Below are 20573 nucleotides of genomic sequence, written 5' to 3'. Positions count from 1 at the left end.
CAGCGTCGCTCAATAGTCGATACCGAACTCGTCATAGATGTGCCGGTGCACGGCGGGGAGCACTTCGGGCAGATCCTCCGCGATCAAGCCTGGTCCCGCCTCGCGGCCGGCCTCACCGTGCATCCATACGCCGATGCTGGCCGCCTCGAAGGCTGCGACACCCTGCGCCAGGAGCCCAGCGATGATCCCGGACAGCACGTCGCCGGCTCCCGCGGTGGCGAGCCAGGGCGGCGCGTTTGCGGCAATCGTGGCGCGGCCGTCTGGAGCCGCAACCGTGGTATCGGGCCCCTTCAGGAGCACGACCGCACCGGAGCGCTCGGCCGCCGCCCGCACGCGCTCGAGCTTGGAGCGGCCGGGATGCTTGTTGCTGATGTCGCTGAAGAGCCGCGGAAACTCACCCTCGTGTGGGGTCAGGACGACCTGGCTGTCCTGCGAGCCCTTGATGGCCTCGAACAGACGGTCCGGCGCGTCCGCATAGCTTGTCAGCGCGTCGGCATCGAGCACCAAGGCCCGTTGCGCCGACAGCGCGGCATGAACGAAATCGCGGGTACGCTCGCCAATGCCCGCACCAGGGCCGATCACGCAGGCATTGAGACGTTTGTCGCAGAGTCGCTCGCCGAACTCGATTGCCGTGTCGACCGGACGCACCATCACCGCCGTCAGTGCGGCGGCGTTTACCGCCAGCGCATCGCGCGGCGATGCCAGCGTCACAAGGCCCGCGCCGGCGCGCAAGGCGCTGCGCGCCGCCATCCGGGCAGCCCCCGTGGCCGCGATATCGCCGGAGACGACCAGCACATGACCGCGCGCATATTTGTGCGCGTCGGTCCGCGGCACCGGGAACGCCCTGCGCCAGAATTGCGGGCTGTTCTCGAAGGCCAGCGGCCTGATTTCGTCGAGCACGCCCGCCTCGATGCCGATATCGGCAACCCGGACGCGGCCGCAATACAACCGACCGGGCAGCAGCAGATGCGCAGGCTTCTTGCGAAAGAAGGTGACGGTTTCGGTCGCACGCACCGCGATTCCCATCACCGCGGCGGTGGTGCCGTTGATGCCGCTCGGCAGGTCGACGGCAACGACCGGGGCGCCATTGGCGTTGATCGCCGCGATCATATCGTGGGCTTCGCCGGCAACTGAACGGCTGAGACCCGCGCCGAACAGCGCGTCGATGATCAAGGCTGGCTTGCCGATCGCCTGCGGCGTGAAAGGCAGCACCGGATGTTTCCAGCCTTTCGCCGCAGAGGCCGCATCGCCCTTGAGCGCGTCGCGCTCGCACATCAGGCTCACGGAGACCTCGCGCCCCTGCGCCGCAAGTTCCGCCGCGGCGACAAAACCGTCTCCACCGTTGTTGCCCGGCCCGGCGACCACGAGGATCGGTCCCTCCTCCACCAGGTCCTGTGCCGTCTCCGCAACCGCTTGACCCGCGCTCAGCATCAGTGCAAAGCCCGGCGTGCCTGCGGCGATGGTGAGCCGGTCTGCACGTTCCATCTCAGCGGTGGTTAGAACTTCCATGCCGAATTCCTGGTAAGATCGCCTCATCCTGAGGCATTTCTTCTTTGCGCGGACCTGTCCCCACCGGCGACTGCACATCCATTCATCGGTTTGCCTATTTCGCAGGCTTCGCTATTGTGGCGCTTGGGCTCAATAGCAAGCGAAATGCCGGTTAAAAGTCTGATAATGTTCCGAAATCAGGCCGTTTAACAACTTGGCATAGACCCTGCTTTTGAGGAAGCCGCTTCGGTTCGCCGTGCCTACTGGCCGTGAACACCTCACGCTGGACACTGCCGGAGGGTCAGGCGGGGTCCGAATTTCAGGCATCGAACAGCTCTGCGCATATGCGCAGCTTGAAGACAAGGTTGCAATGTTGGATTGGGAAAGGCCCGAGGAGGCGCTCAAGTGAAGAAGATCGAAGCCATCATCAAGCCGTTCAAGCTCGACGAGGTGAAGGAAGCGCTCCAGGAAGTGGGACTGCAGGGCATCACGGTGACCGAGGCCAAGGGGTTCGGCCGACAGAAGGGGCATGCGGAACTCTACCGCGGCGCCGAGTACATCGTCGACTTCCTGCCCAAGGTCAAAATCGAGATCGTGATCGGCGACGATCTGGTGGAGAAGGCCATCGACGCCATCCGGCGCGCGGCGCAGACCGGCCGGATCGGCGACGGCAAGATCTTTGTATCCAATATCGAGGAAGCGATCCGCATCCGCACCGGTGAATCCGGCCTGGACGCAATTTAGTTCCACGTTTGAAGGATTCAGAAGCATCAAACTGACGGCAGGGGCCGGTATTTCCGGCAACCTCTGTTGTCTTGAGCCCCACCCGACGCTATTGAGCAGTCACCCGCGGTCGTTGATCCGCGGAACGGATAACGACGACCTGTAGCCTAGAGGGGATTCATGAAGACCGCCAAGGACGTCCTCAAATCAATCAAAGACAACGACGTCAAATACGTCGACCTGCGTTTCACCGATCCGCGTGGCAAGTGGCAGCATGTCACCTTCGATGCCGGCATGATCGAAGAGGATTCGTTCGCCGAGGGTTTGATGTTCGACGGCTCGTCGATCGCCGGCTGGAAGGCGATCAATGAATCCGACATGTGCCTGATGCCCGACCCGGTCACCGCGACGATCGACCCGTTCTTCGCGGAGACCACCATGATCCTGGTCTGCGATGTGCTGGAACCGACCACCGGCGAACCCTACAACCGCGACCCCCGCGGCATCGCCAAGAAGGCCGAGGCGATGGTCAAGTCGCTGGGCATCGGTGACACCGTCTATTTCGGACCCGAGGCCGAGTTCTTCGTCTTCGACGACGTCCGCTACAGCGCGACCCCCTACAACACCGGCTTCAAGCTGGACTCCTCCGAGCTGCCGATCAACTCCGACACCGATTATGAGGGTGGCAATCTCGGCCACCGCATCCGCACCAAGATGGGCTATTTCCCCGTGCCGCCGCAGGACTCGGTGCAGGACATGCGCTCGGAGATGCTCGGCGCAATGGCCAAGATGGGCGTCAAGGTCGAGAAGCATCACCACGAGGTCGCTTCCGCCCAGCACGAGCTCGGCATGAAGTTCGACACGCTGACGCTGATGGCCGACCAGATGCAGATCTACAAGTACTGCATCCAGCAGGTCGCCCACATCTACGGCAAGACCGCCACATTCATGCCGAAGCCGGTCTATGGCGACAACGGGTCGGGCATGCATTGCCACCAGTCGATCTGGAAGGAGGGCAAGCCTGTCTTCGCCGGCAACAAGTACTCCGACCTTTCGGAGATCTGCTTGTCCTACATCGCCGGCATCATCAAGCACGCCAAGGCGATCAACGCCTTCACCAACCCCTCGACCAACTCCTACAAGCGCCTGGTCCCGGGTTACGAAGCGCCGGTGCTGCTCGCCTACTCGGCGCGCAACCGCTCGGCCTCCTGCCGCATTCCCTACACCGCCTCGCCGAAGGCCAAGCGCGTCGAGGTGCGCTTCCCCGATCCGCTCGCCAATCCCTATCTCGGCTTTGCCGCGATGCTGATGGCGGGTCTCGACGGCGTCAAGAACAAGCTCGATCCGGGCCCGGCGATGGACAAGGACCTTTACGACCTGCCGAAGGAAGAGCTGAAGCAGATCCCGACTGTGTGCGGCAGCTTGCGCGAGGCACTGGAAAATCTCGACAAGGACCGCGCCTTCCTGAAGGCCGGCGGCGTGTTCGACGACGACTTCATCGACGCCTATATCGAGCTGAAGATGACCGAGGTCGAACGCTTCGAAATGACGCCGCATCCGGTCGAGTTCGACATGTACTATTCGGGCTGATCGGCGTTTCGGTTCATTCGAAACATGAAAGGCGCTCCCTCGCGGAGCGCCTTTTGCTTTTTGGGGAGCCAGGTTGCGTTTACGTATGGGCTACGACCTTCGCGCGCGCGGCGAGCGCTTGCCCGAACGCCTGGAACAGCTTGCGGTTGATCGGGTTACGCTGCGGATCATATTCGGCGTGCCACTGCACGCCGAGCGCAAAGGCGGGCGCATCGGCAATCCGGATCGCCTCGATTGTGCCGTCCTCGGCGATACCCTCGACCACGACGCGCTTGCCCGGCTCCAGGATGCCCTGCCCATGCAGCGAATTGACGCGGATTTTCTCGCAACCCAGGATCTTTTCGAAGGCGCCGCCCGGCACGAGCGTTACCTCATGACGATCCGCGAAGATCACCTTGGGATCGGGATGGATTTCGCCGTTCTCGAGACGTGGCATGCGATGGTTCATCCGGCCGGGCAATTCCCTGATTTCCGGATGCAAGGAGCCACCGAAGGCGACGTTCATCTCCTGCAGGCCACGGCAGATGCCGAACAGGGGAATCCCCCTGATGACGCAGGCTTCCGCCACCGCCAGCGCCACCTCGTCGCGCAGGATGTCGTAGGGTTCATGCCTGGCGTGCGGTTCGGTATTGAAGCGGGTTGGATGAACATTGGCGCGGGCGCCAGTCAGCACGATGCCGTCGACGAGGTCCAGCAAGGCTCCGATGTCAGTAATCTCCGGGCAGCCGGCGAACATCAGCGGCAAGGCGCCCGCTACCTCGGCTACGGCGCGAAGGTTGCGTTCGCCCACAGCCTGCACTGCAAACCTGTTCTCGATGCGGTGGGCGTTCCCGATTACGCCGACAACCGGCTTCCTCCTCATACCTCGTTCCGTTCTCCCGGCTCGCGAATGAGTGATCATGCCCGCCGGCCCGCGCCGGATCAACATGTCTGCTTGCGGAGCGGTGATGCGAATTTTGGATAAAAGCGCTGCCGCGTCCAACCGGCGCGGCCGCTCCGGCTTGATCCCGGCCAGGTTTGGCGAAAGAGTGCCTTTTGCAGTAGCGAGGATGCGGGGAGCAACGTGTCGATATCCAATGACGAGCGCCTGCAGGCGCGCAGGGATCTAGCCTGGTCCATTACGATCGGCGGTATCGGCACGGTGCTGTTTGCCGCAGTGGTGGCATTCACCTGGTATTTTGCAGCCACGCTATTCCTGATCTTCACGGGGATCCTGCTGGCCGTGGCGCTGAATGCGCTGACCAACAAGCTCGGCGAATTCATCCGCCTGCCGCATGCGCTGCGGCTCGCCATCGTCTGCGTCGTGCTGGCGGTTCTGTTCGCCGGTGTGGTTTTCCTGGGCGGCGCCACCATCGCTCAACAGGCGACGGCGCTGAGCGACACCATCAAGTCCCAGCTCGTGAACCTCAAAAGCTTCCTCGACCGGCATGGCATCGACACCAGCTATTTCGAACTTGGCGGCGGTACCGGCACGGGCGAAGCCGCAGGCGCAACCGCGCCGGCAACTTCGGGTCCCCGGCTGCCGAGCGCCGGCGCGCTCGCCTCCAGCGGCGGAGCCATCGTGAGCCAGACGTTCAAACTGCTGCTCGGCACCGTCAGCGCCGTCGGCAACTTCTTCATCGTCTTGTTTCTCGGACTTGCCTTTGCGGCGCAGCCCGGCATCTATCGCAGCGGGCTATTGTTCATGGCGCCCGCGAAACAGCGTGCCCGCGCCACCGTGATCGTCGACCGCATCGGCGATACGCTGGAGCGTTGGCTCATCGCGCAGATCATCACGATGTTCGCAGTCTTCCTGGTCACCTGGATCGGGCTTGCCATCATCGGAATCCAGGGGGCCTTCATCCTGGGCATCCAGGCTGGCCTGCTGGCCTTCATCCCGACGGTCGGCGCGTTGATCGGCGGGCTGATCGTGGTGCTGGCCAGTCTCGCCTCGGGATGGATCGCGGCCTTGAGCGCCGCCATCCTGTTCCTCGGCGTGCACGCGATGGAAAGCTACATACTGACGCCACTGATCCAGCGGCAGGCGCTCGACATCCCGCCTGCCACGCTGTTCGCATTCCAAATCCTGCTTGGCGTGGTGTTCGGGATCTGGGGGCTGGCCTTGGCGCTGCCCTTGATCGCCGTCGCCAAGGTCATGATCAACTATTTCAAATCGGACGAGGCCGCGGTCGAGCCGGCGGGCTGACGCAGGTTTCAAACCGCCGACGTCAACACCGTTTCAGTATGCTCGACCTCGGGCGGGGCGGCAAAATACTGCCCGACCAGGCCGCGCCATTCGGTAAAATTCTCCGAACCGCGGAAATCGACCGTATGGCTTTCCAGCGTTTCCCATTTGACCATCAAGCGATAGCGGTGGGGTTTCTCGATCGATTTGTGCAGCTCGAACCCGTGAAAGCCTTTGGAGCGGCCGAAGGCGGCCCGCGCCTTGGCAACGGCGGCCTCGAAATCCTTCTCGCTGCCGGGCTTGACGTCGATTTGCGCAATTTCAGTGATCATGGGCGTTTGGCCTCCGGTTCTGGAGCATGATCCAGAAAAGTGGGTACCGGTTTTCTGAAAAGATCATGCTCAAATAGAAACACGAGAGCGCGATGACGTTTCGAAGAAACGTCATCGCGCTGCGTGCGCGTATCAAACTAGCTTACGAGGCCGAAAAGAAAAAGGGCACCCGAAAGGCGCCCTGCTCCACGCATGCGGGAGCGCTCGATGGACCGGCGCCGCTAGGCCACGACCGGCCGCGACTTCGGCGGCGGAAGGCCCGCCGTCTTGCGCCGCCAATTCTCCAGCGACAGCGGCAACTCCTCCGCGGTTTCCACCCGGTTGCGGCCGCTGCGCTTAGCCTGGTAGAGCGCGGTGTCGGCCGCTGCGAGCAGCACTTCGAGCTCGGTGCCCGCTGGCCCGCCGGCGACACCGATGCTGACCGTGGTATCGACCGGGCCTTCCTCGACCACGATACCGGAGGTTTCGAACGCCTCGCGCACCCGCTCGGCCACAAGCACCGCCTCTTCCAGCGAGCACGGCAACAGCGCCGCGAATTCCTCGCCGCCGATCCGGCCCGACAAGTCGCTGATGCGCAGATTATTCACCACGATCGTCGCGAACAGTTTGAGAATCTCGTCGCCCGCTGGGTGACCGAAGCGGTCGTTGATGCCTTTGAAATGATCGATGTCGAAGATCAACGCGGTCACCGGACGGCCGGCTTCGGCTTCGCGCTCGATCACGCGCGCGCAGGCTTCGGCAAAACCGCGGCGGTTGAGCATGCCCGTCAGCGGGTCCATCGAGGCCGCGTTCTTATGTGCAGTGACCATGCGTTCCGAGACCAGCATGAAGATGACGAACACCGTGCCGACCGCGTAGAGCACGAGTTCGATGGAAAAGACCGTGACCCAGATGCTCGAGGAAAACTGCTCGTCGGAGGACCGCAGCATATCCCCGAGCACGATCGGCAGCATCAGCACGAAACCGTGCAGCACCGGCACCGCGACCGCCGGCCAACGCCGCTGCAAGGCCTTGCGCCGCTCCGACCACAATTCGGTGGCAGTCAAGGCCGCGTAGATCGCGACAATGGCCGCGCCGATGGTCATCCGCAAAGCGGCCGCATGCGGATCGAGGCTCGTCACCGCCGCGATCCAGCCAACTGCGCCGAGCAGCAGCCCCGGCACATTGGGCTTGCGACCGTGGAATACACGCGCGGCGTTCCAGACCATGCCGCAGGCGACGAATCCGACCGCATTCACCGCGAGCGAGAGCATATCGCCGAGGGCGTTGCCGGCTATTGTCCATAACGCCACGGATGCTGCGCCGAGCAGATAGGCGATCCCCCACCACTTCAACGCGGGATTCCGCTCCTGCCGGCCGAAGAACAGCAGCATGGCGCCAAGCAGCGCGGCCACCAGCGTGGCCATCAGATATAGCGTGATGCTGTCGAGCGACATCGCTCACTCCGAATGTTAGGCAGCGCTTCCGGTTGGTTCCGGAAAAAGCGTTGCTCGCCATTGCGGAGGACAAGCTAGAAGCGGCGCGTTCGAAATCGGTTTGCGTTCACACGCAAGTTTTCCGGAAAAACCGCGACAACTTCGGCTCAATAAAGCAGCAAAAAGGCCGCCTCGCGCATGATGCGCCAGAGTGTGAGCGGTTTGGCGACCAGATCATGCGCCGCAAAAACAGGCGCCGCAAAAAAAACAGAGTGCGATCAGGTTCTGATCGCACTCTGTTGGCCTTTGGGAATGCCGCATTCGCGGCAAATGTGAGCGAAGCGATTAGCGCTTCGAGAACTGGAACGACTTGCGCGCCTTGGCGCGGCCGTACTTCTTGCGCTCGACCACGCGCGAGTCGCGGGTCAGGAAGCCGCCCTTCTTCAAGACGCTGCGCAGGTCCGGCTCGAAATTGGTCAGCGCCTTGGAGATGCCGTGACGCACCGCGCCGGCCTGGCCCGAAAGCCCGCCGCCGGCGACCGTGCAGATCACGTCGTACTGGCCGTTGCGCGCGGCAGCAACCAGCGGCTGCTGGATCATCATGCGCAGCACCGGACGGGCGAAATAGGACTCGACCTCGCGGGAATTGACCATGATCTTGCCGGCGCCGGGCTTGATCCAGACGCGTGCGACCGCGTCCTTGCGCTTGCCGGTGGCGTAGGCGCGGCCGAGCTTGTCGACCTTCTTCTCATATTTCGGCGCTTCGGGAGCGGCCGGCTTCAACTGCGACAGTTGATCGAGGGACTGAATGCTCTCGGCCATCTTATGCGGCCCTCATGTTCTTGCGGTTCATCTTGGCGACATCGATCTTCTCTGGCTGCTGCGCCTCGTGCGGGTGCTCCGCGCCCGGATAGACACGCAGATTGCCCATTTGCACGCGGCCAAGTGGCCCGCGCGGGATCATGCGCTCAATCGCCTTCTCCACCACGCGCTCGGGGAAGCGGCCCTCGAGGATCTGGCGGGCGGTACGTTCCTTGACGTGGCCGACATAGCCCGTGTGCTTGTGGTAGACCTTCTGCTCCCGCTTGCGGCCCGTCAGCACCGCATGCGCGGCGTTGATGATGATGACGTTGTCGCCGCAATCGACATGGGGCGTGTAGGTCGGGAGATGTTTGCCGCGCAGCCGCATGGCGACCAGCGAAGCGAGCCGGCCGACCACGACGCCCTTGGCATCGATCAGCACCCACTTCTTCGTCACCTCGGCAGGCTTTGCCGAATAGGTTTTCATCTGATGCAATCCGTGAAAGGGAAACGGCCGCACGAAACGCGCGGCCGAACTAGGCGGATTTCTAGAGACTGAACCGGCGCGCGTCAACGCCCCTGGTCAAAATTTAGATGAGCAAAGACAATGACTTACAATTAAGGTGCAATATTACCATCAAAATCTCTATTTGTTTGGAATGGAATAGGTCGCGGTGACATGGGCGATCGGGTCGGGCGCGGCTCCCGATGTCAGGCTGACCTCCCCGACCGCAAGCCGCTTGCCGAGCTTAAGCAGCCGCGCGGCGGCCAGCACATCCTCGCCCTGCGCGCCCTTGCGCAGGAAGTTGATGTTGAGGTTGGTTGTGACGGCAAGCCCTACGGGGCCGACCGCCGACAACACCACGACGTACATCGCGCAGTCGGCCAGCGCCATCAATGTCGGCCCCGAGATCGTCCCGCCTGGGCGCAACATCTTCTCGCTGTAGCGCTGGCGCAAGAGACAGGTCTTGCCGTCGGCGTGTTCGATGGTGATGTCACCCCCGGTGCTAAACGCCTGCGGAAATTCCTCGTGCAGGAATCTCTCCAGTTCCGGCACGCTCATTTTGGCAATCGCCATGTGCTTTCCTGCCCTCGATTTGGGCTGTCTGTTACATTAGATTGCAGATATCACCCAAATGGATTTTCCGATGCCCGAGCCAGCCCGCGCCCCGATACAAGATACCGACATACTGCTGCGCGAAACGATCGGTCCCATCGCCCTGCTCACGCTCAATCGCCCCGCTGCGCGCAACAGCCTGTCGGAAGCGATGATCGCGGAACTTCACGCCGCACTGAACCAGATCGGCGAAGACCGGAGCATCCGCGCGGTGGTGATCGCGGCAAACGGCCCGGCTTTTTCGGCCGGACACGATCTGAAGGAGTTGACCGCCCGCCGCAACGACGCCGATCGCGGCCGCGCCTATTTTGCGCAAGTGATGAACGCCTGCAGCGCGATGATGCAGGCGATCGTGCATCTGCCGAAGCCCGTGGTTGCCGCGGTGCAAGGCATTGCGACCGCGGCCGGCTGCCAATTGGTCGCGAGTTGCGATCTCGCGGTCGCATCGGAAGCGGCGAGCTTCGCAACGCCCGGCGTCGATATCGGCCTGTTCTGCTCAACGCCGATGGTGGCGCTCTCGCGCAACGTGCCGCGCAAGCAGGCCATGGAAATGCTGCTCACCGGCGAACCCATTTCGGCCGCGACGGCCAAAGAGATTGGTCTGATCAACCGAGTGGTTCGTGCCGGCAGCGAGCGCGAAGCCGCAATAGCGCTGGCGCAAAAGGTCGCGCTCAAATCCGCCCATACGATCAAGCTCGGCAAGACGGCGTTTTACCGCCAAGCGGAAATGAGCCTTGCCGACGCCTACCGCTACGCGGCTGAGGTGATGACCGAGAACATGATGGCGCGCGACGCCGAAGAAGGCATTGGCGCCTTCATCGAGAAGCGCGAGCCGAAATGGCAGGACCGCTAACCGTGGTCTCCGTCATTCCGGGGCGGTCCGTCAGGATCGAACCCGGAATCTCAAGATTCCGGGTTCGATGCTTTCGCATCGCCCCGGAATGACGGCATGAGACGCTTGGCCCAAAATACGAACAACTCAAATGAACCACGACACCTACTCCGACGACTACATCCGAAGCATTCTCAACAGCGTCAAGACGATCGCGATGGTGGGCGCTTCGCCGATCGACGTGCGGCCGAGCTATTTTGCATTCAAATATCTGGTGCAGCGCGGCTACGACATGATCCCGATCAATCCCGGCCACGTCGGAAAAAGCCTGCTCGGCAGGCCTTTCGTCGCTTCGCTCAGCGCAATCGGCCGGCCAATCGATATGATCGACATCTTCAGGAGCTCCAAGCACATCATGCCGGTGGTAGACGAGGCCTTAAAGCTCGATCCGCTGCCGAAAGTGATCTGGATGCAGCTTGGAGCCCGCGACGACGAAGCGGCAGCCAAGGCCGAAGCCGCCGGCCTGAAGGTCGTGATGAACCGCTGCCCCAAGATTGAATATGGCAGGCTATCGTCGGAGATTTCCTGGATGGGCGTCAATTCGCGCACGATCAGCGCCAAGCGCGCCCCTGTACCGACGCAAGGCATGCGACTGTCTCTCAATCGCATGAGCGTCGGCGGCGGTGCCACCGCGGCCTCCGATCGGGCCGCGAAGAACAGGGACGAACAGTCCTGACGCGGTTGCGAAACGATTGTTGCGGCGACATCGCGCCGGCCAGCATGATCATTGCGAATCCACTGCGGCGGATCACCGCGCCTTGACGGCGAACGCACGCGCGATAAGCATGCGTCGCAATTTCAAGCGAAGAGGAGCAGGATTTCGCGAATGACCGATCGAATCCCCGGATTTTCGACCCTCGCCGTGCATGCCGGTGCGCAGCCCGATCCCACCACCGGCGCGCGGGCGACGCCGATCTATCAGACCACGTCGTTCGTGTTCAACGATGCCGACCATGCGGCGTCGTTGTTCGGCCTGCAGGCATTCGGCAACATCTACACCCGGATCGGAAATCCCACCAACGCGGTGCTCGAGGAGCGCGTCGCCGCGCTCGAGGGCGGCACCGCGGCGCTTGCGGTCGCCTCCGGCCATGCCGCGCAGGTGATCGTGCTGCAGCAGCTCCTGACGCCGGGCGACGAATTCATCGCCGCACGAAAACTCTATGGCGGCTCGATCAATCAGTTCACCCACGCCTTCAAGAGCTTTGGCTGGAACGTGGTGTGGGCCGATCCCGACGATATCACGACCTTCGAGCGCGCGGTGAGCCCGCGCACCAAGGCCATCTTCATCGAGTCGATCGCCAATCCCGGCGGCAGCATCACGGATATCGAGGCGATCGCGGCCATCGCGCGCTCGGCCGGCGTGCCGCTGATCGTCGACAATACGCTCGCAAGCCCCTATCTGATCCGCCCGATCGATCACGGCGCCGACATCGTCGTGCATTCGCTGACGAAGTTTCTCGGCGGCCACGGCAATTCGCTCGGCGGCATCATTGTCGATGCCGGCACCTTCGATTGGTCGAAAGACAACAAATATCCGATGCTGAGCGAGCCGCGCCCGGAATATCACGGCATCAGGATCCAGGAGACCTTCGGCAATTTCGCCTTTGCCATCGCCTGCCGCGTGTTGGGGCTGCGCGACCTCGGGCCTGCGCTCTCGCCGTTCAACGCGTTTCTCATTCTCACAGGCATCGAGACGCTGCCGCTACGCATGCAAAAGCACTGCGACAACGCCAAGGCGGTGGCGGAATTCCTGGCCGGCCACCCGGCGGTGGCCTCGGTCAGCTATGCCGGGCTGCCGGGCGACAAGTACAACAATCTCGCCCGCAAATACGCGCCGAAGGGCGCCGGCGCGGTATTCACCTTCAATCTCAAGGGCGGCTACGAGGCCGGCGTCAGTCTGGTCTCGAACCTGCAACTGTTCTCGCACCTCGCCAATGTCGGCGACACGCGCTCGCTGGTGATCCATCCGGCCTCGACAACCCACAGTCAGCTCGATGATGCTGCCAAGATCAAGGCCGGCGCCGGCCCCGATGTGGTACGCCTGTCGATCGGCATCGAGGACAAGGAAGACCTGATCGCAGATCTGGACCAGGCATTGAAAGCTTGAGCGTTAACCTCGTTGGCGCCGTAGGCCTCCCGTTAACGGATGTTCCGGCATAGATTGGCTTGGAAACATTCCCGGATTCGGAGCGGCCGATGCTGCGCTTGGCGACATTGATGTCTTTGGCGATAGCGGCGATCAGCCCGGCCTTCGCCGCGGATCAGATCGTCACGCCGCAGGTCAAACGGCATGCCCGCGTGATCCTGCCGCCGGGACTCCCTCGTGCGCACTACAGGTACCAGACGACGCTCGTCTACAAGGCCGCGCCGCCGCCACCGCCGGTGGTCGTCGTCGAACCCAATCCGGATGTGCTGATCACGTCCTGGCCGTCGACGCCATTGCTTCCGGGCTCGACGACCCTGCCGGGCTATTACGGCCGGCCCTTCGACTATGACTACCAGGGGCCATATTACGGCGGCGGTCCCTACCCCAGCTATTTCTGGCGCCTGCCCTACGCATGCGGCGTCTACGGCTATTGCTAACCAGCCTGCCCGAGCGGCGCGGCAACTTGGTGCGGCGCGCTTTCCAACTGACGGCTGGCGAGCCGCTCGGCTTGCATGACCGCCAGCGTCAGCACCAGGATCGCGACCGCCTGGTGCGCGAGCGCCAGTCCAATTGGAACCTGGTTGAGCAAGGTCAGGATTCCGAGCGTCGCCTGCAACGTGATTGCCGCAACCAGCCATAAAGCGCCGCTGATAGCGGCGGCGTCGGCGCGCGAGCGGATCACATCAAGAGCGTGCGCGATCGCCAGCGCAAATAGCGCATAGGCCGTCATGCGATGCTCGAACTGCACGGTCAGCGTATTGTCGAACAAATTGCGCCACCAAGGCGTATCGAACCACAGCCGGGTAGCCGAGGGTATGAACGCGCCATCGATATCAGGCCAGGTATTGTAGACGCGGCCCGCGCGCAGACCGGCCACCAGCGCGCCGAGATAGAGTTGCACGAAGGTGACGCCGAGCAGGACGAAGCCCGTCATTTTCAGCCGCACGGCCGCTCCGCTCGACTCCCGTTCGGTGAGCCGCCGCATCGTCCAGACGATCGCCGCGTAGATCAGAAGCGCGAGCACCAGATGCGTTGCCAGCCGGTAGTGCGAAACCTCGATCCGCTCCGACAGGCCCGAGGCCACCATCCACCACCCCACCGCGCCCTGCAGCGCGCCCAGGCCGAAGATCAGCCACAGCCGCCGCTTCAATTCGGCGCTCAGCGCCCCGCGCCAGAGGAAATAGAGAAAGGGCAGCAGGTAGACCACGCCGATCACGCGACCGAGCAGCCGGTGGCTCCATTCCCACCAGAAGATGGTCTTGAAGTCCGACAGGCTCATTCCGGCATTGAGCGCGTGATATTGCGGGATCTGCTTGTATCCCTCGAAGGCCTCTTGCCATTGCGCGGCGCTGAGCGGCGGCAGCACGCCGGTGACCGGCTTCCATTCCACGATCGAGAGCCCCGACTCGGTCAGCCGTGTGGCGCCGCCGACCACGATCATCAATGCGATCAGCGCCGCGACCGAAAAGAGCCATATGCGGACGGCGCGACGGGCCGAGGCTGGTTTGGCGGCAATCGTCATCACGGATGGGCGGAACACCGGCTTGAATGGATTGGCGTGCCCCTTATAGTCGCGGCCCTGCCGCGCGCAAGCCGCGGCCGTAACGCCCGGGGCAAACATTTCTGTCATGACCATCCGCACCCGCAAATTGCTTGGAACCATTGCCCTCCTGCTGCTGGCGCTGGTGTGGTCGCTGACCGGCATGGCGGTGGCACAACTGCCGGTCCTGGCCAATTCCGGGCTGCTGCAGGCGATCTTCTATGTCGTGGCGGGCATGGGCTGGGTGCTGCCGGCGATGCCGATCGTAAGCTGGATGTCGCGGCCCGATTTCAAGTCCTAAATACTGCGGGTCGGCTGAACCGGCGCGAAGGCGACGCCGGACAGCAGGACGCGCATAGCGCGCAACGAGTGCCCTCGCCCATCCCAACCGACCCGCGGCAGCGCGTGCAAATTGGTGCGCCCTTCCGCTTCCACGATTCCGGGAATCGAGGAGACGGCGCTGGCAAACCCGGCTTGTTCCGTCATCATCACATGGGCGCGCCGCCACGACGCGCGATCCCCAAACGGATAGGCGAAATGCCTGATCTCGCGGCGGAGCGCGGTCTCCGCCACAGCCCTGCCCATCGTCATCTCGCGCAAGGCATCCGCGTCTCTCAGGTTCGACAGCACGGGATAGTTTACGGTCGCACTGCCGATGGTCACGTTGGGGTCGGCCGCGAGCCTCGCCAGATCGGCCCAGTCCATGAAGGCGTCGCGCGTGAGCCGCGCGAGGTCAACGGAATAGCGTCTGCAAAGATCGTTGATGGCCGTCGACAGCTCAGGTGGCGGCAGCGAGCGCATCCATCCCGAGAGGAACTCGTAAAGTTCGTATTTTTCGCTGCTCGTCCTGATCGTGAAGTGCCGTTCGCCGCCCTCGACCACGAGACTCAGGCGGTGCTCCTTGCCGATGATCTCCTCGAGCGCCAGCCACCACGGTTCGCCAACCCCGTCCACGCAGGCTGTCGGCACATAGACGATGAAAGGAACCCGATGCCGCGACAGCACCGGATAGGCGAAGGTGATGAGATCCTTGTAGGCGCCGTCGAAGCTGAGGCAGACGAAGCGCCGCGGCTGCGGCATGATGACGGCACGCCGGCACGCCTCGTCGAGGCCGACGATGTCGTAGTTCCAGCGTTGCAACACCCGAATGGTGCGGTCGAGAAATCGGGGCGTGATTTCCTCGGCCCTGAGCGGCTGAAACGATGCATGCCGGCGTGGGCGCACGCGCTGGAAACGAAGAATTGCCCCGGCTCCGCCGCGCGCCTTCCCGCTCCACCACACGCGGCCGCTGAAATAGGCGAGCTCAAGCTTGAGGCTCGTCAGCCATCTGTTGTCGGATGCCAATTGTCCCCGCCTTTTGACAAGCGGTTATCCCGCGCCCCATCACACTGTCATTACTCTTTGTTGACACTTCTTTGCAAAGGTCGCCTTGAGCTGGAAAAGCGCAAATATTTCCCGTCAATTCGGATCTGGCGATGACAATGGCTGCCGCGATCGAAAGCCGGACGGCAGAAGCGCCGGCGCGGTCGAAACCAGGCCGCATCGCGCATATCGACCTAGTGAGCGATCTCGAATCCGTCGAAACCGGCTGGCGGAGCCTCGAGACGCCCGAGCAGCTCTTCACGGCCTATCAGCGGCTTGATTTTCTCACCTGCTGGCAGCGCGAGGTCGGCTCGCGCGACAATGCGAGGCCGCTGATCGTGATCGGCTATGATGCCGAGCACCGCCCACTCCTGCTGCTGCCGCTCATCCTCAAGCAAAGCCATGGCGTCCGCGTCGCCTCCTTCATGGGCGGCAAGCATACAACCTTCAACATGGCCCTGTGGGATCGCGCCTTTGTTGCGACGGCCCAACGCGCCGATGTCGATGCGGTCATCCACGAGCTCCGGGAACGGTCGACCGTCGACGTGCTGGCGTTGACCCGGCAGCCGCTGCGCTGGCGTGATGTGCAGAACCCGCTTGCGCTGTTGCCGCATCAGCCCTCGGTCAATGATTGCCCGGTGTTGAACATGCAGCCGGGCGCAGCGGCTTCATCGCTGATCAGCAACTCCTTCCGCAAGCGGCTGCGGGCAAAGGAACGCAAGCTGGAGAAACTCCCCGGCTACCGTCATCATGTCGCGACGGAAGATGCGGAAATCGATCGCCTGCTCGACTGGTTCTTCCGTATCAAGCCGCTGCGCATGGCGCAGCAAGGGCTGCCGAACGTATTCGCCGATCCGGGCGTTGCGGATTTCGTTCGCAAGGCCTGCCTGATGCGACGGCCCGGCGAGGGCCGCGTGATCGATATCCATGCGCTGCAGTGCGATGAGGAGATCATCGCGCTCTATGCCGGCGTTGCCGACGGCTATCGCTTCTCGATGATGTTCAACACCTACACGCTCTCGGATCACTCCCGCTACAGCCCGGGCCTGATCCTGATGCGCAACATCGTCGATCATTATGCAGCGCGCGGCTATCGCGCCCTCGATCTCGGCATCGGCTCGAACGACTACAAACATCTGTTCTGCAAGAGCGCGGAGCCGATCTTCGACAGCTTCATTCCGCTCAATGGCCGCGGCAGACTTGCAGCCGCAACGATGTCCGCCCTCGCGCGTGGCAAGCGTGTGGTGAAGCACAACCCGCCGCTGCTTCGCCTGGCGCAAGGCGTTCGCAAGGCACTCCGTTAAGATACCACGCGCGACCTCAGGCCGCGACCACGCGCGGCGCGCGGTCCGGCGCACCCGACGATTCCACCGGCTTGCTCAGCATCGTCACGTTGCCAAAACCGACCGCCTTGAGCTGTTCGCATAGGAGATTGCGGGCGTCCACCTGCATCGCGGCATCCGGCACCACCACCGCTCGTGCATTGGTGGTGAGCAGTTCCGCCGGCAGATCGGAGGCCATGCCCGCATCGAGCAGCACGTGATCATAGACACGAGACAGGGCATCGATCGCGAGCATCAGCCGCGGCGACTGCAACAGGCTGCGGTCGAACCCGGGACGCCCGGCGCTCACCAGATGAACGCGCGAGAGCCGGTCACGAGTGATGATTTGCGAGAACGAGGCCTCGCCCTGCATCAGTTCGGCGATGCCAGGTGCGACCGGATCGACCGAGCTGGCGTGAAACATCGGCGAGGACGCCGCGAGGTCTACCACGACCACCCGCGCGCTCTGGGCAAGTAGGCGCGCCAAGGTCAATGCCGTGAGCGTTATGCCGTCACCGCTCGCGGTGCCGAGCACGGTGACCTTGCGGCTCGCCTCGCCCGCTCCGGCCAGCGCTTGCGCCAACTCCTCGATCTCGCCGAGAGCGGGCGCCGCTTCCGCGGGCGCTTGCGCATCAGTGTGCGTTTCCACCGCAGCGGGCGCAAGGGGCGGAGCAGGCTCGAACACAGGCTCTGCGGCGACGTGGACTGCAGGCTCAACCGCAGGTGCCTCCGAGAGTTGCGACGTGCCGGTGAAGGCCGCAACCGCGCGCGGCGCTGTGATACGCAGGAGTTCGCCGGTCACGATCACGCCGGCACTCAGCATCAGCGTCGCCAACGTCGCGATCAGGACGATCGGCAGCTTCTTCGGATAGGCGGGCGTATTGGAGACGATGGCGCGGGAGATGATGCGGCCATCCGACGGCGTGCCATCCATGGTCTCGCGCGTCGTGGCCTCGCGATATTTGGCAAGATATGATTCGAGGAGATCGCGCTGGGCCTTGGCTTCCCGCTCCAGCGCGCGGAGCTGGACGTCCTGGCCGTTGGAGGACGAGGCCTGCTTCTTCAGTTGATCGAGGCTTGCGCTCAGGCTCTCGACGCGCCCGCCGGCGATCCGCGCGTCATTTTCAAGCGATCGGGAGATCTTGGCGGCCTCGTCGCGAATCTGATGGTCGAGATCGGCAAGCTGCGCCTTCAGTTCCTTGATGCGGGGGTGGTTGTCGAGCAAGGTCGAGGACTGCTCGGCGAGCTGTGCGCGTAAGGTCACCCGCTGTTCGGTCAGGCGACGCATCAGCTCGGAATTGAGCACTTCCGAAGCCTCGATCGGCTTGCCGCTCTGGAGCATTTCGCGGATCAGCCGCGCCTTCGTCTCGGCGTCCGATTTGAGCGCTCGCGCATTGTTCAATTGAGTATTGACCTCGCCCAACTGCTGGTTGGACAAGGTGGTGTTGTTGGTGCCGACGAACAGGCTCGACTTGGAACGGAAGTCCTCGACGCGCGCCTCGGCGTCGGCGACCTTCTGACGCAGATTGTCGATCTCGCCCGCCAGCCATTGGCTCGCCGCCTTGGCCTGCTGCTGCTTGGCATTCTGCTGCAGGACCAGATAGCCGTCGGCGATCGAATTGGCGACGCGCGCCGCCAGCTCCGGATCCTGCGACTGAAACTCCACGACGATGACGCGCGATTTGTCGACGGCATAGGCCGTGAGACGCTCGAAATAGGAATCGAGCACGCGCTCTTCCGGCGTCATCGAATAGGGATCCCGCCCGATCCCGAACAATGCCGCCAGCGATCTCAGCGGCGAGACGCCGCGCAACACGGGATCGAACTCCGGCAGTTCGGCAAGCCTGTTCTTCTTGATGACCTCACGCGCCAGGTCCCGCGAGAGCACGAGCTGCACCTGGCTCGTCACCGCCTCGGGATCGAGCGCGGCGCGCTCCTCGTTGCGCTCGCCATTTGGGCGCAAGAACACGTTTTCGCGCCCATCGATCAGAATTCGCGCCTCGGATTTGTAACGGGGCGTGATGACGTTGACGACGGCGACAGACAACACGGTCGCAAGCACCGTCGGCACGATGATCCAAGTCCGCTTGCGCGCGAGCGCCTCGCCGAGCGCACGCAGATCGATATCTCCGGCCGTGACCGACATGACGGGCTTCAGTTCGGGAGCTGGCGCAGGCGTTTCGACAGCCTCTCGGGCCTCAGCCTTGTTCCCGTCCCCACGCCAGAACGCCAAACGCATCACACACCCCCGAAGGACACGACCCCACTTTACCCTCTCCGATTACACTCCATTAAGGTTGAGGCGGAGTTAATCCCGCGCCACGAAAGAGGCGCCGAAAACAGTCGCGCTTATGCTTTGTTAACCACCAAAGCCCTTAATCGGAATCGAGATTTTCCCGAAGGTTGTGCCGTGCAAGGCGTGCGTGCCGTCGAGAGCCGTGTAATCGCCGCGCGCGCCAGCATAGGCTGGTTCTGATCATGTCCCCGCCCCCCGACCGGCCGCTTCGCATCCTGCACGCCGTCCGCGCGCCCGTCGGCGGAATCTTCCGCCATATCCTCGACCTCGCCAATGGACAGGCCGATCGCGGCTATCAGGTCGGCATCCTCGCCGACAGCCTCACAGGCGGTGAACGCGCGGAGAAGGCCCTTGCCGCTATCGCGCCACGCCTCAAGCTCGGTGTTCATCGACTCGCCATTCGCCGCGAACCGTCGGCGACGGATGGTTTGGTGTGGGCGCAGTTCATGCGCCTGATCCGTCGCTTGCGCCCGGACGTGCTGCATGGGCATGGCGCCAAGGCCGGCGCCTTCATTCGCTTGAGACCCCGCTCGAAATCGGCCATCCGCGTCTACACCCCGCACGGGGGCTCGCTGCACTACCCGCCTGAGACGTTCAAGGGCGCCTTCTACAGCCGGCTCGAGCGCGCGCTGATGGGCAACACCGATCTGTTCCTGTTCGAAAGCGCGTTCGCGCGCGACACCTATCAGCGTATCATCGGCACGCCGAAAAGCGTTGTGCGCTGCGTGTTCAACGGCGTGACCGCGGACGAGTTCGATCCTGTCCGCAAGGCGGATGATGCAACCGACCTCGCCTATGTCGGCGAATTCCGGCACATCAAGGGCGCCGATCTCCTGATCGACGCGGTGGCGCGTCTGCATGCCGAGGGCAAGCGATTGACGCTGACGCTGGCCGGCGATGGTGAAGAAACGGCGACGTTGAAGGCGCAGGTGGAAAAACTGCGCCTGACCCATTCGGTGCGCTTCATTGGTCACGTCAAGGCGCGCGACGGCTTTGCCAAAGGACGGCTTCTGGTCGTCCCTTCACGCGGAGACTCCATGCCTTATGTCGTGATCGAGGCGGGCGCCGCGGGGATCCCGATGGTTGCCGCCAGGGTCGGCGGCATTCCGGAAATCTTCGGCTCGCACGGCGAGTCCCTGTTCGCCCCGAGCGACATCGCGGCTATGGCCGACGCAATCAAAAGCGCGCTCGAGGATCCCGCAGCAATGCTGGTGCGCGCCGAGGCCCTGCGCGAGCGCATCTTCGTGCACTTCTCGCAGGACGCGATGGTCGAGGGCGTATTGGCCGGTTACCGCGATGCATTCGCCACGTTCTCGAACGCCCGGAAATGATTCAGTAACCCTCGTTTACCAGGCTAACAGTTTCTTCCGAATTGTCCGCTAAGC

Annotated in this window: 20 protein-coding genes; 10 read left to right on the top strand and 10 right to left on the bottom strand. The window is 63.2% G+C overall.

All coding sequences use genetic code 11. The features are described from left to right. Nucleotides 1-9 precede the first annotated feature (9 nt). Nucleotides 10-1509 (bottom strand): NAD(P)H-hydrate dehydratase, encoded by a 1500-nt coding sequence (locus F758_RS0104890; protein WP_024506808.1) that lies wholly within the window; start codon nt 1507-1509, stop codon nt 10-12. A gap of 384 nt (nt 1510-1893) precedes the next feature. Between F758_RS0104890 and F758_RS0104880 the strand changes: the two genes are divergently transcribed. Both F758_RS0104880 and glnA read left to right on the top strand, forming a co-directional pair. After that, nucleotides 1894-2232 carry a P-II family nitrogen regulator gene (locus F758_RS0104880; RefSeq protein ID WP_011441447.1) on the top strand — a complete coding sequence of 113 codons (339 nt, stop codon included), beginning with the start codon at nt 1894-1896 and terminating at the stop codon, nt 2230-2232. A 159-nt stretch (nt 2233-2391) separates the two neighbouring features. Beyond that, nucleotides 2392-3801 carry a type I glutamate--ammonia ligase gene (gene glnA, locus F758_RS0104875; protein WP_024506807.1) on the top strand — a complete coding sequence of 470 codons (1410 nt, stop codon included), beginning with the start codon at nt 2392-2394 and terminating at the stop codon, nt 3799-3801. A 79-nt stretch (nt 3802-3880) separates the two neighbouring features. Here the strand turns inward: glnA and F758_RS0104870 are convergent, their stop codons facing one another. Next, entirely contained in the window at nt 3881-4663 is a 783-nt protein-coding gene (locus F758_RS0104870; RefSeq protein ID WP_024506806.1) for a gamma-glutamyl-gamma-aminobutyrate hydrolase family protein, read from the bottom strand. Nucleotides 4664-4864: 201 nt separating this feature from the next. Between F758_RS0104870 and F758_RS0104865 the strand changes: the two genes are divergently transcribed. Then, complete coding sequence (locus F758_RS0104865; protein ID WP_024506805.1) at nt 4865-5986, top strand: AI-2E family transporter; 1122 nt, start codon at nt 4865-4867, stop codon at nt 5984-5986. A gap of 8 nt (nt 5987-5994) precedes the next feature. On the opposite strand, the gene F758_RS0104860 is transcribed toward F758_RS0104865, so the two are convergent. The 5 genes from F758_RS0104860 to F758_RS0104840 all read right to left on the bottom strand — a co-directional run bounded on the left by F758_RS0104860 (nt 5995) and on the right by F758_RS0104840 (nt 9591). Beyond that, nucleotides 5995-6297 carry an antibiotic biosynthesis monooxygenase family protein gene (locus tag F758_RS0104860; RefSeq protein ID WP_024506804.1) on the bottom strand — a complete coding sequence of 101 codons (303 nt, stop codon included), beginning with the start codon at nt 6295-6297 and terminating at the stop codon, nt 5995-5997. Between the two features lie 221 nt (nt 6298-6518). Continuing rightward, on the bottom strand, nt 6519-7733 hold the full coding sequence (locus F758_RS0104855; protein WP_024506803.1) for a GGDEF domain-containing protein: 1215 nt from the start codon (nt 7731-7733) through the stop codon (nt 6519-6521). Nucleotides 7734-8057: 324 nt separating this feature from the next. Then, on the bottom strand, nt 8058-8534 hold the full coding sequence (gene rpsI, locus F758_RS0104850; RefSeq protein ID WP_024506802.1) for a 30S ribosomal protein S9: 477 nt from the start codon (nt 8532-8534) through the stop codon (nt 8058-8060). 1 nt (nt 8535) lies between these two features. Beyond that, nucleotides 8536-9000, bottom strand: a complete 465-nt coding sequence (rplM, locus tag F758_RS0104845) for a 50S ribosomal protein L13 (RefSeq protein ID WP_024506801.1) — start codon at nt 8998-9000, stop codon at nt 8536-8538. Between the two features lie 159 nt (nt 9001-9159). After that, the gene (locus F758_RS0104840; RefSeq protein WP_024506800.1) at nt 9160-9591 is read right to left on the bottom strand and encodes a PaaI family thioesterase; all 432 of its coding nucleotides are present in this window, start codon (nt 9589-9591) and stop codon (nt 9160-9162) included. A 70-nt stretch (nt 9592-9661) separates the two neighbouring features. Here F758_RS0104840 and F758_RS0104835 point away from each other — a divergent pair, with 70 nt between their 5' ends. The 4 genes from F758_RS0104835 to F758_RS0104820 all read left to right on the top strand — a co-directional run bounded on the left by F758_RS0104835 (nt 9662) and on the right by F758_RS0104820 (nt 13105). Continuing rightward, the gene (locus F758_RS0104835) at nt 9662-10483 is read left to right on the top strand and encodes an enoyl-CoA hydratase (RefSeq protein WP_024506799.1); all 822 of its coding nucleotides are present in this window, start codon (nt 9662-9664) and stop codon (nt 10481-10483) included. A gap of 130 nt (nt 10484-10613) precedes the next feature. Beyond that, a complete protein-coding gene (locus F758_RS0104830) occupies nt 10614-11198 on the top strand; it encodes a CoA-binding protein (protein ID WP_024506798.1) in 585 nt (194 codons plus the stop codon). 150 nt (nt 11199-11348) lie between these two features. Further along, nucleotides 11349-12629: an O-acetylhomoserine aminocarboxypropyltransferase gene (locus F758_RS0104825; RefSeq protein WP_024506797.1), complete on the top strand. Its 1281-nt coding sequence runs from the start codon at nt 11349-11351 to the stop codon at nt 12627-12629. An 89-nt stretch (nt 12630-12718) separates the two neighbouring features. Continuing rightward, nucleotides 12719-13105, top strand: a complete 387-nt coding sequence (locus F758_RS0104820) for a hypothetical protein (protein WP_051386685.1) — start codon at nt 12719-12721, stop codon at nt 13103-13105. Here the strand turns inward: F758_RS0104820 and F758_RS0104815 are convergent. Then, nucleotides 13102-14190 (bottom strand): COX15/CtaA family protein, encoded by a 1089-nt coding sequence (locus F758_RS0104815; RefSeq protein WP_024506795.1) that lies wholly within the window; start codon nt 14188-14190, stop codon nt 13102-13104. The genes F758_RS0104820 and F758_RS0104815 overlap by 4 nt on opposite strands. Nucleotides 14191-14296: 106 nt before the next feature. On the opposite strand from F758_RS0104815, the gene F758_RS0104810 reads away from it, so the two are divergent. After that, entirely contained in the window at nt 14297-14509 is a 213-nt protein-coding gene (locus tag F758_RS0104810) for a DUF2842 domain-containing protein (protein ID WP_024506794.1), read from the top strand. On the opposite strand, the gene F758_RS0104805 is transcribed toward F758_RS0104810, so the two are convergent. Continuing rightward, nucleotides 14506-15552 carry a polysaccharide deacetylase family protein gene (locus tag F758_RS0104805; RefSeq protein WP_024506793.1) on the bottom strand — a complete coding sequence of 349 codons (1047 nt, stop codon included), beginning with the start codon at nt 15550-15552 and terminating at the stop codon, nt 14506-14508. The genes F758_RS0104810 and F758_RS0104805 overlap by 4 nt on opposite strands. Nucleotides 15553-15683: 131 nt before the next feature. Between F758_RS0104805 and F758_RS0104800 the strand changes: the two genes are divergently transcribed. Further along, nucleotides 15684-16874, top strand: coding sequence for a GNAT family N-acetyltransferase (locus F758_RS0104800; protein ID WP_024506792.1), 1191 nt, complete (start codon nt 15684-15686; stop codon nt 16872-16874). A gap of 16 nt (nt 16875-16890) precedes the next feature. Here F758_RS0104800 and F758_RS0104795 read toward each other — a convergent pair whose 3' ends face one another. Continuing rightward, nucleotides 16891-19131, bottom strand: coding sequence for a GumC family protein (locus F758_RS0104795; protein WP_024506791.1), 2241 nt, complete (start codon nt 19129-19131; stop codon nt 16891-16893). A 239-nt stretch (nt 19132-19370) separates the two neighbouring features. Here F758_RS0104795 and F758_RS0104790 point away from each other — a divergent pair, with 239 nt between their 5' ends. Continuing rightward, a complete protein-coding gene (locus tag F758_RS0104790) occupies nt 19371-20519 on the top strand; it encodes a glycosyltransferase family 4 protein (RefSeq protein ID WP_024506790.1) in 1149 nt (382 codons plus the stop codon). Nucleotides 20520-20573: the final 54 nt, after the last annotated feature.

It is taken from the genome of Bradyrhizobium sp. ARR65, from assembly GCF_000472385.1.
GTDB lineage: Bacteria > Pseudomonadota > Alphaproteobacteria > Rhizobiales > Xanthobacteraceae > Bradyrhizobium.
Note: the sequence above shows the minus strand (reverse complement) of the source record. Positions and strands in the feature narration are given on the sequence as shown.